Source organism: Mycobacterium kyorinense (assembly GCF_001672775.1).
GTDB classification, from domain to species: Bacteria; Actinomycetota; Actinomycetes; order Mycobacteriales; family Mycobacteriaceae; genus Mycobacterium; species Mycobacterium kyorinense_A.
This window is the reverse complement of the sequence record NZ_LZKJ01000171.1, coordinates 1-16,010: the sequence shown is the minus strand read 5'-3', so window position 1 is coordinate 16,010 and position 16,010 is coordinate 1. Positions and strand designations below refer to the sequence as shown.

Here is a 16,010-nt window from a genome sequence, read left to right as displayed (position 1 = left end):
TGCCCCTATGGTCCGACCTCGGCTGCCAGGATCTCCTCGATACGCTCGGAGACATCGCTTCGACCGCTACGGCCGGCGGCCGCTGCGTTGAGGCGCCGACGGGCACCGGTCGGGCCAAGGTATGCCTCGAGCGCTTCACGGCTAACGTCCGAGATGGTCAAATTCCGCCGCTTAGCCTCGTGCCGCAGGCGAGCATCCAACGCGTCGGGGATCTTGACCGTCGTCCGCTTCATGTATGCCAGCATACCGTAGCTGTCGATCGTGTGCCCGATCCTCACCAAAGCCGCGCCCGCCGCATACCGTAATACCTGGCCAATTCGGCCTTGATTACCAATTAAAGTATTTTTACCGAAACACTCGCATTCATCGGGCGTCGCGCCTAAGCTCCGAAACACCCGGTTGCTCATCAAAGGAGCGGCGACATGATCTTCCGGCAGTATTTCCTGGCTTCCTTATCCCAGCTGTCCTACTTGATCGGCGACTCGGCGTCGGGCCGCGCGGTCGTGGTCGATCCCCACCGCGACATCGCGGTTTACCGGCATGACGCCGAGGAAGACGGCCTATGCATCGAGCGGGTGATCGAAACCCACTGCCACGCCGACTTCCTCTCCGGGCACCTCGAACTCGCCGCCGCGACTGGTGCCACGATCTGTTACGGCGAAGGCGTGACCACCGATTACCCGATCGAATCGCTGCATGACGGCCAACGCCTGCACCTCGGCCAGGTGGTACTCGAGATTCGAGCGACCCCCGGGCACACCCAAGAATCGATCAGCATTGCGGTGTACGAGCACCGCGACCATGCCATCCCCTACGGTGTGCTGACCGGGGACACCCTGCTCATCGGTGATGTCGGCCGACCCGACTTGTCTTCGGGCGTCGGCTGTACCAGCGCCGACATGGCGCACCAGCTCTACCAATCGCTGCACCACAAACTGTTGACGCTGCCGGACGAGACTCGCGTGTTTCCCGCCCACGGCCCGGGTTCGCCCTGCGCCCGCAACGTTTCCGCCGAAACCTCGTCGACCATCGGCCAACAACGACGGACCAACCAGGCGCTGGCGCTGCGCGACGAGGCACAATTCGTCACCGCGGTCACGACCGGCCAGCCGCCGGCACCCCCCTACTTCTCCTTCGCCGCCCAACGCAACCGCGAGCGGCGTCCACTGCTCGACGAGGCAGCCGCGCCGGCCTCGCTGTCGATCACCGAACTTGCCGCGCAGCGATCCACCGGCGCGGTCGTGCTCGATGCGCGCGATCCCTCGGAATTCGCCGCCGGCCACTTGCGCGGATCGGTCAACGTCGGCCTCGACGGGCGGTTCGCCGAATATGCCGGCAGCGTGCTGCGTCCCGATCAGCGTCTTGTCCTGGTGTGCCCGGAAGGCAAGGAGCTCGAGGCCACGATCCAACTCGGCCGAATCGGCTACGACAACGTCGTGGGTTATCTCGACAACCCGTTGGGCGCGTTCGTCGACCATCCCGAAGCGATCGAGACCAGTTCACGATGCACAGCGGAGGCACTGGCGACGCACCGGGCCGACAACCCGGGATTGGTGGTGCTCGACGTGCGTAATCCCGGCGAACTCAGCAACGGCGTGATCCCCGGCGCCGTACACATTCCGCTGAGCCAACTGGTGCAGCGGGCCCACGAACTGGACCACACCCGCCCGACCACCGTCTACTGCGCCGCTGGATACCGCTCGATGATCGCGGCAAGCTGGTTGACCGCAGCCGGCTTTGGCGATGTGTCTGATCTCGTGGGCGGATACGGCGCCTGGGCGGCGCTGCCGGCATCTGAGCCGGTCGCGGCCCGATGATCACCGCGCTGACCACTCCACCCGTCGATTGGGAGGAGGCGTGCCGTCAGGCCGTCGACGCGGGTTTGCGCGTCCACACCGCCAACCCGCTCAACGCCGAAACACCGCGACTCACCATGCTCGGAGCGGACATCACCCCGACCGACCACTTCTACGTGCGTAATCACTTCCCCATCCCGGCCGTCGACGCAACCGACTGGCGGCTCACCGTCGGCGGTCACGTGCGGCGACGTCGGACGTATAGCCTCGAGGAGTTGCTTGCGCGACGCCCGCATACCCGGGTCGTGACGCTGGAATGCGCCGGAAACAACCGCTCCGCACTGGACCGACAGCAGCCGGACCTGCAGTGGGGGCTCGGCGCGGCGGGCACCGCCGCATGGACCGGGGTCCGACTGGTCGACATCTTGGACGAGGCGGGCCTGGCGGCCGACGCGTGCGAGGTGGTGTTCCGGGGCGCCGACTACGGGCACGTCGACGGGCGCACTGAAACCACATTCTTCGAGCGCAGCCTTGCGCTGGCCGACATCGCCGATAGTGCTGCCTTGCTGGCCTACGAAATGAATGGTGCGCCGCTGCCCCGCCACCACGGCTACCCGTTACGCCTCGTGGTCCCGGGGTGGTATGGAATGGCCTCGGTGAAATGGTTGACCGACATCGAGGTCATCGACCACAGCTTCGAAGGCCATTTCCAGACCGACCGATACCGCTACGAATGGTTGCACGACGGACAGATCCTGAGCGAGCCGGTTCGGCATCAGCGGGTCCGCGCGGTAATCACGCAACCCGTTGCAGGACAACAACTTCAGTGCGGTGAGGTGACGATCCGGGGCCTGGCTTGGTCCGGGGCGGCGCCCATCGCCCACGTCTGGGTCAGCGTGGACGAGCGGCCCTGGCAGCAGGCCCGACTTGCGGGCGCTCCGGTGCGGGGCAGCTGGCGGCAGTGGGAGCTGGGCATCGAGCTCGATGACCCGGGAGCAGTGACGGTGCGCGCGTGCGCCGTCGACCACGCCGGTTGCCGTCAGCCCCGAAAGCCCCGGTGGAACCGGCTGGGGTACGGAGCAAATGCCATGCAAGAAGTCACGATTCACATCGTGTGAGCCAACGAGCACCTTTCGAAGCGGCCCGACCACGACGTGTTGGCTTGACGTTGGGATCGGCATCGTAAACTTGCCGCACCCGACCAGGTTTTATTCGTGCTCGCTATCATCGCGCCGGTAAGGAGGATGTGTGAAAACCACTCCTAAAATGCTGCTGTTCGCCCTTGTTGAGCCGGTGGTGTTCGGCACGATGCTGTTTTTGGTGGCCGGCACCGTGAACTACTGGCAAGCCTGGCTGTTTCTGGCGGTATACGTCCTGTCGACATGGATTCCCAGCACCTACTTGCTACGTACGAATCCCATTGCGCTGCAACGACGAATGCGTGGGGGGCCGACGGCGGAGACCCGCACGGCGCAGAAGGTAGTGATGAGCGGCCTATGGCTGTCGCTGACGTCAATGTTCGTGGTCAGCGCCCTTGACCGCCGCTTTGGCTGGTCGCCGGTACCGACGGCAATCTCCTTGGTCGGTGATGTGCTGGTGGCCGTTGGCCTGAGCGTGATGATGCTGGTCGTCATTCAGAACAGCCACGCGGCCGCAACCGTACGGGTCGAGTCAAGCCAGACCCTCGTCTCCACCGGCCTGTACGGACTGGTGCGCCACCCCATGTACACCGGCAACGTGATCATGCTGGTGGGCGCCCCTTTGGCACTCGGATCCTTCTGGGGATTGATCTTCGTCATACCTGGCGTGATCGTGCTCAGCATGCGCATCCGCGACGAAGAGAAACTGCTCCGGGAAGAGTTGGCCGGATACCAGGAGTACACGCAGAAGGTGCGCTACCGCCTCGTGCCACTGATGTGGTGACCGCCGCGCGTCACGGCGTCGTTGCTATTCGGACGCCGGGCTGAGGTCCGGGATTTCTTGGCTGAGACGGCTAACCGATGGCGCCTCGAACAAGGTGAGCACGCTGAGGTGGGTGTCGAAGGTTGCGTTGATGGCGGCGATTGCGCGCATCGCCGACACCGAGTCTCCGCCCAGGTCGAAGAAGGAATCGTCGACTCCGACCTGGTCTACCCCTAGTACTTGGGCGTAAATGTCGGCCAGGATTTGTTCGACCAGGCTGTCCGGGGCGCGGTGGCGACCGTTGCCGGGGTGTGGCGCTGTGGCTGCTGGGCGCACGGCGTCGCGGTGAGCGAGCAGGTTGGTGGGGGTTGGCAGCGGTTGGGTGGGGCCGGTGGTCATGGCCATGAGCACTTGTTGGAAGTGGTCGGTGAGGGTGTCGATGTCGGTGGGGTCGAAGATGTCGGTGCGGTATTGCACGCGCAGGTGTAGTTGGTGGCCGGGCACGGCTTGGATGGTCAGCGGGTAGTGGTAGTAGTCGCGGAATTCGGTGATGGCCAATTGGTGGCTACTTGAGAGTGCGTTGGTGTCGGTGGGGTAGTTCTCGTAGACGAACACGGTGTCGAACAACTGGGTGTGGCCGCTGAGGTGGTGGATGTCGGTAAGCCCCAGGTGTTGGTGGTCGATGGTGTGGTTGTGGGCGGTTTGGAGTTGGTGGAGCAACTCGGCGGTGGTGGTGTGCGCGGTGGTGGTCGCGCGCACGGGGATGGTGTTGATCAACAGGCCCACCATGGCCTCGGCGCCGGCCAGCTCGGCCGGGCGCCCCGAGACGACGGCGCCAAAGACCACATCGCGTTGGCCGGTCAGCCCCATCAGCAGTTGGGCCCAGGCGGCCTGCAACACGGTGTTGACGGTGGTCTGCTGGGTTCGGGCCAACTGGCTGATGGCGCGGGTGAGCTGCTTGGACAGCTGCAGCGAGGTCGTGTCGCGCGGCCCGGCCGTCCAGCGCTGGGCCGGGGCGAGCAGGGTGGGAGTGTCCAACCCGGCCAGCACCTCACCCCACGCCAGCGCGGCAGCGTGGTGGTCGCGTTCGGTCAGCCAGGTGATAAACCGGCGATACGGCGGCGGTGTGGGCAGCCGCGCATCGTTGTAGGCAGCAAAGATCTCCCCCAGCAGGATCGGCAGCGACCAGCCGTCAAAGACGATGTGATGATTGGTCAGCACCAACCGGTGGTGGTCGGCGCCGGTGCGGATCAACACCACCCGAAAACCCGGCGCGGTGACTAGGTCAAAGACCCCCGCCCGCTCAGCGGCACACACCTGCTCGATCTGCTCCTCGACGCCGGTGCCGTCGATCTCGATATAGCGCCAGGGTGCGACCGGGTCGGCGGGGATGATTTGCACCGGCTCACCCGATCCGGGCACGAATCGGGCCACCAGGTTGGGATGGCGCCCGACCACGGTCTGCACCGCCTCGCGCAGCCGGGCGGCCTGCAGCGGCCCCGCCACATCGATCACGACCTGCACCGCATACACGTCATCACCGCTGGCCTGCGCCAAACCGGCATGAACCAGCAGCCCCTGCTGCAGCGGGGTCAACGGCAACACATCGGCAATGCGGTGCCGGGCTTGCAGGTCATCGAGCTGCTGCCGGCTCAGGCGCGCCGGGGCAACGTCTGAGGGGGTCAACCCGCCCCCGCCGCCGCGCACATGGGCACAAATCCCGGCCAGCGCTTCAAACCACAACCGGCCCAGCCGGCCCACTTGGGCCTGATCCAACACCGAGGGCGCCCATGTCCAGTTGGCGTGCAGCTGCGGGCCGCTATCGGTGTCGACGGTGGCCGCGTTGAGCTCCACCGAATGCGCCAATGTCATCGGGATCGCCGCCGCAGCCGCCGTCAACCCCACCGCCTGCTGATCAACTCGCCACACATCACCTGAGGCATAGGCCGACGGGGCACCCAACCGCCCCAAATAGTTGAACCCGATCGCCGGATCCGAGCCGCCCAGATCCACCTCGGTGTTCAGATACCGCAACAACCCATAGCCCAAGCCATCAGGCAGCGCGCGGAGTTGTTCTTTGACGTCTTTGACCGCGGTGCCCAACGCCGCCTGCCCGGCCAGCACCTGCGCCCAGTCCAACCCGCCAACGCGCATCGCCACCGGGTACTTGGTGGTAAACCACCCCACCGTGCGCGACAGGTCTACGTCTTCGGCCAACTCCTCATAGCGGCCATGACCCTCGACATCAATACCGATCGGCGCGTCAGGATTGCCGAAGAACTCCGCTGCGGCGATCCCGAAGGCGATCAACAACACCTCATGCACCCCGGTATGAAACGCCGCGGGCACCTCACCCAGCAGCATGCCGGTGATTTCGGGATCCAGCTCCATCGTCACGTGCCCGGCACCGGCAAACGTGTCGACTCCGGGCTCTACCGCCGGCAACATCGCAGGAATCTTCGCTACCCGTTTCCAGGTGTCGGCCTGGCCGACGACCTCGGGGTGATAGGCGTGCTGCGCCAGCAGCGCCGACCAGCGGGCAAACGATGTCTCACCGGCGGGCAATGCCACCGGCTGGCCGCTGCGATGCTGAGCCCAGGCGATGTTGAGGTCTTCCAACAAGATTCGCCACGACACCCCATCGACCGCCAAATGGTGAACGATCACCACCAACTGCCCCGTATTCGAGGCCCACACCGCGCTCAACAACACCCCAGTAGCCGGGTTCAACCGCGACCGCGCCGCAACCACCGCCTCATCAGACAACGCCTCCACGCTGATCAAGCACCCGTGCGCGTCCACCGATCCCACCTCGGGCACCCTCAGCGCCCAGCCGCCCGCGCCGTCGTCGTGCACCCGGGCGCGCAACATGGCATGGCGATCCAACAGCGCCTGCACCACCACCACCACATCGGCCTGGCTCACCCCCGCCGGAGCCTGCACCACCACCGTCTGGTTGAACTGCTCAACCGGACCCTCGACGCTGTTCAGCCACCGCATGATCGGGGTGGCCACCACCGGCCCCAACCCCGCATCAACCGGGCCGTCGGCACCCCCGGATATCCGGGCTACCCGGGCGGGCCGGGCCACTCGGGCCAGGCGAGCCACGGTCTGTTCGACGAAGACATCTCGCGGTCGAAACACCAGGCCGGCGAACCGGGCCCGGGCCACCACCTGGATCGACAAAATGGAATCGCCGCCCAACTCGAAAAACGAGTCATCGACCCCGACCCGCTTCACACCGAGCACCTCGGCGAAGATGCCGGCCAGCGTCTCCTCGACCGGATCACTGGGCGCGCGGTAGCGATCGGAGTCCTGATATCCCGGTGCCGGCAGCGCCCGGGTATCCAGTTTGCCGTTGACCGTCAGCGGCAGCGCCTCGAGCACCACCACCGCCGAGGGCACCATATAGGCCGGCAACCGCTCAGCCAACCTCGTGCGCGCGGCGACCGGATCGGCAGTGCCGGTGACATAGCCGACCAGCCGTTTGTCGCCGGGGTGGTCCTCGCGGGCGATCACCACAGCTTGCTTGACCCCATCGCACCGGGCCAATGCGGCTTGGATCTCCCCCAGCTCGATGCGATACCCGCGGATCTTGACCTGCTCATCAGCGCGCCCGAGGTATTGCAGCTGCCCATCGGGATCCCAGCAGACCACGTCGCCGGTGCGATACATTCGCGCCCCGGGCCCGCCGAAGGGACAGGCCACAAACCGCGACGACGTCAGCGCCGAGCGGCGCACATACCCATAGGCCAGCCCGGCGCCGGCTACATACAACTCCCCCACCACCCCGGCAGGCACCGGGCGCAGCCAGCCGTCGAGCACGAAAAAGCCCAGATGCGCCAACGGCACCCCGATCGGGCTGGCACTGCGATCAACATCGGTTTCGGCGATTTCGCGGAACGAGGCGTGCACCGTGGTTTCGGTAATGCCGTACATATTGATCAACCGCGGCAACCCGGGATGATGATCCAGCCAGCCCCCAAGACGCTGGGGTTCCAACGCTTCTCCACCGAACACCACCGTCTCCAGCTTGAGCTGAGCTCCCAACTCGGGAGCCAGCGCGTCGGCGGTTTGCAGCGCATAAAACGCTGCCGGCGTCTGACTCAACACATTGGCCTGCTCGGCGGCCAGCAACGTGTGCAACTCTTCGGGCGAACGCACCACCGCATCGGGCACCACGACCAGCCGCCCCCCATGCAACAGCGCGCCGAAAACCTCCCACACCGAAAAGTCAAACGCCAACGAATGACACTGCGTCCACACTTGTCCTGCCGACAACTCCAGATCGGCGTCCAACGTCTCCAGCAGCGTGATCACGTTACGATGCGGAATCGCTACGCCTTTAGGCGTTCCGGTGGTGCCCGAGGTGTAAATCAGATACGCGATGTCGTCAGGTCTTGGCGTGGGCAGCGCAATGCTTGGTTGGCTGTCCACAGTGGGGTCGTGGACGTCGATGACCGCTACGTGATGGCCAGCGAGTCGTCTGGTCAGCCCAGCGGTGGTGAGCGCGGCGATCGGCGCGGCGTCGGCCACCATGAATCCGATCCGGGCATCGGGATGTCCGGGGTCGATCGCTAGATACGCCGCACCGGTCTTCAGCACCGCCAGCATCGCCACAATCGCGTCGGTGGATCGCTCCATCAGCAGTGCCACACACTGTCCCGCACCGGCACCGTGGTCAACCAGCAAGTGCGCCAACCGGTTCGATGCTTTGTCGAGCTCTCGGTAGCTCAGGGTGCGACCGTCAAAGCTGACCGCCACCGCGTCTGGAACGCGCGCCACCTGCGCTGCGAAGAATCCCGGAATCGACTCCCCATTCGGGATCGGCAAGCTCAATACCGCGCGGTTAGCCCACTCATCCAGATCGGCGTGTTCGTCGGCGCCCAGCACATCGATTGACGAGAACTGCTGCGCTGGGTCCGCGGTCATCGCTATCAACACTCGCTGCAACCGCTCGATCAGCGTTTCGATGCTCGCGGTGTCGAACACATCGGTGCGGAATTCCACCGTGCCGCCGATTCCGGCAAGTTCGCCGGCTTCGGTGAAACGTTCGGCCAGTGAGAACGTCAAATCCATTCGGGCAGTGTGGGTGTCCACGGGCAGCGGGGTCAGCTCCAGATCACCCAAACCCAAACCGGTGACGGAATCCGCGGCGAAGTTCTGCCAGGCCAGCACGACTTGGACGAGCGGGTGATAGGTCAATGACCGGGTCGGGTTGAGTCGCTCGACGAGCACCTCGAAGGGCACATCCTGATGCTCGTAGGCGGCCAGGCTGCGCGAGCGTACCTGCGCCAACAACTCGGCCACCGTGGGATCACCGGCCACATCGACGCGCAACACCAAGGTGTTGACGAAAAAGCCCACCAACTCGTCCAGGACCGGGTCGCGCCGTCCCGCGATCGGGAAGCCCACCGCCACATCAGAACTGGCGCTCAGCTTGGCCAGCAACATCGCCAGGGCGGCTTGCATCACCATGAAGCTGGTCGCGTTGTGCTCAGCCGCCAGGGCACGCACGCGTTGCTGCAATTCGGCAGGCCACTCCACCGCTACACTGGCGCCGCGCTGATCAGCCACCGGCGGATAGGGCCGATCAGTGGGCAGCGCTAACCGCTCGGGAATTCCGGCCAATGCGCCCTCCCAATAGGCCAACTGGGAGGAAATCAAGCTATCGCGGTCTGCCAAATCACCGAATTGCGCGCGCTGCCACAGCGTGTAGTCGACGTATTGCACCGGCAACGGCGCCCAGCCCGGAGTCTGCCCGGCAGACCGACTGGCATAAGCCACACCCAGATCAGCCACCAACGGTCGCATCGACATACCATCGGCAGCGATGTGGTGCACCACCGCCACCAGCACATGTTCCTCGTCGGCAACATGGAAAAGCCTTGCCCGCAACGGGATCTCGGTCGCAAGATCAAATGGTCGACGCGCCGTCTCCTCGATGGCCTCGCGTAGCCGGTTGGCCGGCCAACCGCGGGCATCGATGACGTCCCAACCCAACTCGGCGCGTTCCGCCGGGAGCACTACTTGTTGCGGGAACCCGTCGGGCGCGGCGAACACCGTGCGCAAGCTTTCGTGGCGGGCCACCACATCGGCTAACGCGGCCGCCAATGCCGCGGGGTCCAGGCGTCCGCCCAGCCGCAAGGCCACCGCCAAGTTGTAAACCGGTGAGGGGCCTTGCAATTGGTCGATGAACCACAACCGGTTCTGGGCAAACGACAACGGCACCACCGCCGGCCGCTCACTTGCCACCAACGGTTCCAAGCCAGATCCGCCGGCGGCCAGCCGCGGCGCCAGTTGGGCAACGGTGGGCGCCTCGAAAAGCACCCGCACAGCAACGCCGGCATCCAACGCGGTATTGATTGCGGCGACCACTCGCATCGCCGACAACGAATCCCCACCCAGATCGAAGAACGAGTCATCGACCCCGACCCGTTCGATCCCCAGCGCCTGGGCGTAGATGCCGGCCAACACTTCCTCGACCGGGTTGCCCGGAGCGCGGTAATGGTCGGCACTCTGGTACTCGGGTGCGGGCAGTGCGCGGGTGTCGAGTTTGCCGTTGGGGGTAAGTGGCAGTGCCTCGAGCACCACCACCGCTGCGGGCACCATAAACGCCGGCAACCGCTCAGCGAGCTTCGCGCGCGCGGAGGCCGCATCTACGGTCCCGATGACATAACCGACCAGGCGCTTATCACCGGGGCGATCCTCCCGGGCCACCACCGCCGCCTGCTCCACGCCGTCGAGCGCGGCCAGCGCGGCCTGAATCTCACCCAATTCGATGCGATAGCCGCGAATCTTGACTTGCTCATCGGCGCGCCCCAGATATCGCAACTGACCATCAGCACCCCAGCGCACCAAATCTCCAGTGCGATACATGCGTGACCCAGCACCGCCAAACGGACACGCCACAAACCGCGACGACGTCAAGCCCGACCGATGCCGATACCCGTAGGCCAACCCACCACCAGCCACGTACAACTCACCGACCACTCCGACCGGCACCGGACGCAACCACCCATCAAGCACAAACAACGCCGCGCCCGCCACCGGCGCACCGATCGGCACCCCCGACCCAGGCACCAACGGGGCACTGATCGCCACACACATCGTGGTCTCCGTGGGCCCATAGGCATTGAGCATCACCCGCCCCGGCGCCCACCGATCGACAACCTCAGCCGGACAGGCCTCCCCGACCACCACTAACGCCGCCGACTCCAACCCCTGCGGCGACAACACCGCCACCGCAGACGGCGTCTGCGTCAACACATCAACACGTTCACGAACCAGCAAGGCGTGCAAGTCTTCTGGCGAGCGAGTCACCCATTCCGGCGCCACCACCAACCGGCCACCGCGCAACAGCGCCCCAAAGATCTCCCACACCGACACGTCGAAGGCCAACGTATGCGTCTGCGACCACACCCCCGCGTGCGGCAGACCACCATCCAACGACGCGAGCAGCTCGGTCACGCTGCGATGCGGTATCGCCACCCCCTTGGGCAACCCGGTGGTGCCCGAGGTGTAAATCAAATACGCAACATCATCAGGCCCCGGTGCCGGCAACGCCGTGGAGGGCTGACCGTCCACAGCGGGATCGTCGACGTCGATGACCGCCACCTCATGCCCGTCGAGCCGCCCGGCCAAATCCGCGGTCGTGATCACCGCGATTGGGGCGGCATCGGCCAGCATGAACTCGATCCGGGTGTCGGGATGACCCGGGTCAATCGCCAGATACGCCGCCTGCGTTTTGAGGATCGCCAGCATCGCCACGACCGCCTCGGCGGATCGCTCCATCAGCAACCCCACACATTGCCCGGGCCCGGCCCCGCGATCAACGAGCAAGTGCGCCAACCGGTTCGCTGCCTCATCCAAGTCTCGATACGTCACTGGCGAGCCGTCGCAGCTCAGCGCCACCGCCTCTGGCGCCCGCTCGGCCTGTGCCGCGAACAAGGCTGGAATCGATACCCCGGCAGGCGTTGGCAGGCTCAATAACGCCCGGTTGCCGATCTCATCGAGGCGGCGGTGCTCACTGGCCTCGACCACATCGACCGACGACACCCGCCGCGCCGGATCGGCAGTCATCGCCACCAAGACCCGTTCCAACCGCGCGATCAGCGTCTCGATGCTGAGTGCATCGAAGACGTCGGTGCGGAATTCCACCGCCCCGCCGATGCCGGCAAGCTCACCATCCTCGGTGAAACGCTCTGCCAACGAGAACGACACATCCATCCGCGCGGTGTGCGTGGCTACCGTCAACGGGGACGCATGCACATCACCCAAACTCAGCGTCGCGGGTTCAGTGTTCTGCCAGGCCAACAACACCTGCACCAGCGGATGATGGGCCCGGCTTCGGGCCGGGTTGAGCCGCTCGACCAGCACCTCAAACGGCACATCCTGATGCTCGTAGGCGGCCAGGCTGCGTGCGCGCACCTGGGCCAACAACTCTGCCACGGTGGGGTCACCGGCGACATCGACCCGCAACACCAACGTGTTGACGAAGAAACCGACCAAATCGTCCAACGCAGGATCTCGGCGCCCGGCGATCGGGAAGCCCACCGCCACATCAGGATTGGCGCTGATCTTGGCCAGCAACACCGCCAGGGCGGCCTGCACCACCATGAAACTGGTCGCGTTGTGCTCGGCTGCCAGCGTGCGCACCCGCTGCTGCAACTCGACCGGCCACTCCACGGGCACGCTAGCACCACGGAAATCAGCCACCAACGGATAGGGCCGATCAGTGGGTAGCTCCACGCGCTCGGGCATCCCGGCCAAAGCGCCCTCCCAGTAAGCCAACTGAGAGGCGATCAAACTCTGACTGTCGTCCAAGTCGCCGAACTGCGCGCGCTGCCACAACGTGTAATCGACGTACTGCACCGCCAACGGCGCCCATTGCGGAGCCCCACCGGCACACCGGGCGGCATATGCCACACCTAGATCAGCGACCAACGGAGCCATCGACACCCCATCAGCCGCGATGTGGTGCACCACGGCCACCAGTACATGCTCATCCTCGGCAATGCGGAACAGTCTTGTCCGCAACGGGATCTCGCTCGCCAAATCAAAACAGTGACGGGTCGTGCCCTCGACGGCCTCCTGCAGCCGGCCAACCGGCCAACCACTGGCATCAACGATGTCCCAACCCAACTCAGCGCGCTCAGCCGGAACCACCACCTGCTGCGGAACACCATCGGTCGCGGCAAACACCGTCCGTAAGCTTTCGTGACGGGCGACCACATCGCCCAGCGCTGCACCCAACGCCTCGACGTCCAAACGCCCGTCCAGCCGCAACGCCACCGCCATGTTGTAAATCGGCGACGGTCCCTGCAATTGATCCAAGAACCACAACCGGTTCTGAGCAAACGACAACGGCACAACCGCCGGCCGCTCACCGGCCACCAACGGCGCCAACACGTCTCCACCGGCGGCCAGTCGCGGCGCCAACTGCGCAACCGTAGGCGCCTCGAACAACACCCGCACCGCCACACCGGCATCCAACGATTTGTTGACCGCCGCGATCACCCGCATCGCCGATAGCGAATCCCCACCCAAATCGAAGAACGAGTCATCGACCCCGACGCGCTCCACACCCAACACCTCGGCGTAGATGCCGGCCAGGATCTCCTCGGTGGGGCTGGCCGGCGCGCGGTATCGATCAATGTCCTGATATTCCGGTGCCGGCAGTGCTCGGGTATCGAGTTTGCCGTTGACCGTTAGTGGCAGCGCATCAAGTAGCACCACCGTCGCAGGCACCATGTACGACGGCAACCGCTCAGCGAGCTTCGCGCGCGCGGTGACCGGATCTGCGGTGCCGGTGACATAACCGACCAGACGTTTGTCGCCGGGGTGATCCTCACGGGCAATCACGGCCGCCTGCTCGACCCCCGTCAACCCGGCCAGCGCGGCCTGAATCTCGCCGAGTTCGATGCGATAGCCGCGGATCTTGACCTGCTCGTCAGCCCGGCCCAAGTACTCCATCTGTCCATCGGGACCCCAGCGCGCCAGATCCCCGGTGCGATACATCCGCGTTCCCGACGCCCCGAAAGGACAAGCCACAAACCGCGACGACGTCAACCCCGACCGGCGCATGTATCCATAGGAAAGCCCGGCGCCGGCTACATACAACTCACCGACCACACCCGTCGGCACCGGACGCAACCACCCGTCGAGAACGAAGAAGCCCAGATGCGCCAATGGCACCCCGATCGGGCTGGCGCCGCGATCGACGTCGGCCTCGACGATCTCGCGGAACGACGCATGCACCGTCGTCTCGGTGATGCCATACATATTGATCAACCGCGGCAACCCTGGATGACGCTCCAGCCAACTGCCAAGACGCTGCGGTTCGAGCGCTTCCCCGCCGAACACCACCGTCTCCAACTTCAGCTGCGAACCCAACTCGGGGGCCAGCGCATCGGCGGTTTGCAGCGCATAAAAGGCCGAGGGAGTCTGGCTCAACACACTGACCTGCTCGGCGGCCAGCAAGGCGTGCAACTCCTGAGGCGAACGCACCACAGCGTCGGCCACTACTACCAGCCGGCCCCCATGCAGCAGCGCACCGAAGATCTCCCATACCGAGAAGTCGAACGCCAACGAGTGGCACTGCGACCACACCTGTCCCGACGACAACTCGAGGTCAGCATCCAACGTGTCCAGCAGCCCGACTACGTTGCGGTGCGGGATCGCCACGCCCTTGGGCAATCCGGTGGTGCCGGACGTGTAAATCAGATACGCGATGTCGTCAGGGTCCGGGGCCGGCAGCGCAGTGCTGCGTTGGCTATCGACAGCGGGGTCGTCGATGTCGATGACCGCCACCTGATGCCCGTCCAGCCGACCAGCCAGCCCGGCGGTGGTGAGGGCGGCAATCGGCGCGGCATCGGCCACCATGAACTCGATACGTGCATCGGGATGACCTGGGTCGATGGCCAGATACGCCGCCCCGGTTTTGAGCACTGCCAGCATCGCCACGACCGCGTCAGCCGATCGCTGCATCAGCAGCGCCACACACTGCCCCGGACCGGCACCGTAGTCAAACAGCAAGTGCGCCACCCGGTTCGACGCCTCGTCGAGCTCACGGTACGTTATCGAGCGGCTGTCAAAGCTGATCGCCACCGCCTCCGGGGCGCGGGCTACTTGCGCGGCGAACACCAGCGGGATCGACCCGAAGGTCGCCGCCGGCTGGGTCAAGACCGTTCGATTACCGATCACATCCAGCCTGGCATGCTCGTGTGCGTCGAGCACATCGACCGTCGACACGCGCCGGGCCGGATCGGCGGTCAACGCCACCAGCACTCGCCGCAACCGCTCGATCAGCGTTTCGATGCTCACCGCGTCGAATACGTCGGTGCGGAATTCCACGGTTCCGCCGATCCCGGCGGGCGCGCCATTGTCAGTGAAACGTTCGGCGAGGGACAACGTCAAATCCGTACGCGCGGTGTGGGTCTCTATCGGCACCGGCGTGATTTGCAAATCGCCCAAGCCCAGCCCGGCGACAGGGTCACCGGCGAAGTTCTGCCACGCCAACAACACCTGCACCAGCGGGTGATGGGCGCGGCTACGGGTCGGGTTGAGTCGCTCGACCAGCACCTCAAACGGCACATCCTGGTGCTCGTAGGCGGCCAGGCTACGCACGCGAACTTGCGCTAACAATTCCGCCACGGTGGGATCACCGGCCACATCGACGCGCAACACCAACGTGTTGACGAAAAAGCCCACCAACTCATCTAGGACCGGGTCACGCCGCCCGGCAATCGGGAAACCTACCGCCACATCAGAACTGGCGCTCAACTTGGCCAACAACACCGCCAACGCGGCCTGCACCACCATGAAACTGGTCGCATTGTGCTCACGAGCCACCCGGGCAATCTGCTGCTGCAACTCGACCGGCCAGTCCACCGCCACGCTGGACCCACGAAAATCAGCCACCAACGGATACGGCCGATCAGTCGGCAACTCCACGCGCTCGGGCAACCCGGCCAACGCGCTTTCCCAATACGCCAACTGAGACGCAATCAAACTCTCGCTGTCGTCCAAGTCACCGAATTGCGCACGCTGCCACAACGTGTAGTCGACATACTGGACCGCCAGCGGCGCCCACTGCGGGGCCCCACCGGCACGTCGGGCGACATATGCCACACCTAGATCAGCCACCAGCGGGGTGATCGACCAGCCGTCGGCCGCGATGTGGTGCACCACCGCCACCAGCACATGCTCATCCTCGGCAACACGGAAAAGCCGCGCCCGCAACGGAATCTCGCTCGCCAAATCAAAACAGTGCCGCGTCGAGTCCTCAATAGCCTCCTGCAGCTGGCCAGC

5 protein-coding genes are annotated in these 16,010 nt (G+C 65.2%); 3 read left to right on the top strand and 2 right to left on the bottom strand.

All coding sequences use genetic code 11. The features are described from left to right. Positions 1-5: 5 nt before the first annotated feature. The gene (locus tag A5707_RS24630; RefSeq protein WP_232000762.1) at positions 6-407 is read right to left on the bottom strand and encodes a CopG family transcriptional regulator; all 402 of its coding nucleotides are present in this window, start codon (positions 405-407) and stop codon (positions 6-8) included. A 15-nt stretch (positions 408-422) separates the two neighbouring features. Between A5707_RS24630 and A5707_RS18830 the strand changes: the two genes are divergently transcribed. From A5707_RS18830 to A5707_RS18820, 3 genes are all read left to right on the top strand, one after another. Next, on the top strand, positions 423-1,817 hold the full coding sequence (locus A5707_RS18830; RefSeq protein ID WP_065015964.1) for an MBL fold metallo-hydrolase: 1,395 nt from the start codon (positions 423-425) through the stop codon (positions 1,815-1,817). Further along, positions 1,814-2,914: a sulfite oxidase gene (locus A5707_RS18825; RefSeq protein WP_065015963.1), complete on the top strand. Its 1,101-nt coding sequence runs from the start codon at positions 1,814-1,816 to the stop codon at positions 2,912-2,914. Before A5707_RS18830 ends, A5707_RS18825 begins: the two co-directional genes overlap by 4 nt. A 148-nt stretch (positions 2,915-3,062) precedes the next feature. Next, on the top strand, positions 3,063-3,719 hold the full coding sequence (locus A5707_RS18820) for a methyltransferase family protein (RefSeq protein ID WP_082969553.1): 657 nt from the start codon (positions 3,063-3,065) through the stop codon (positions 3,717-3,719). A 24-nt stretch (positions 3,720-3,743) separates the two neighbouring features. Here the strand turns inward: A5707_RS18820 and A5707_RS18815 are convergent. Further along, positions 3,744-16,010, bottom strand: a 12,267-nt coding sequence (locus A5707_RS18815; RefSeq protein ID WP_156658129.1) for a non-ribosomal peptide synthetase, incomplete at its 5' end; no start/stop codon positions are given.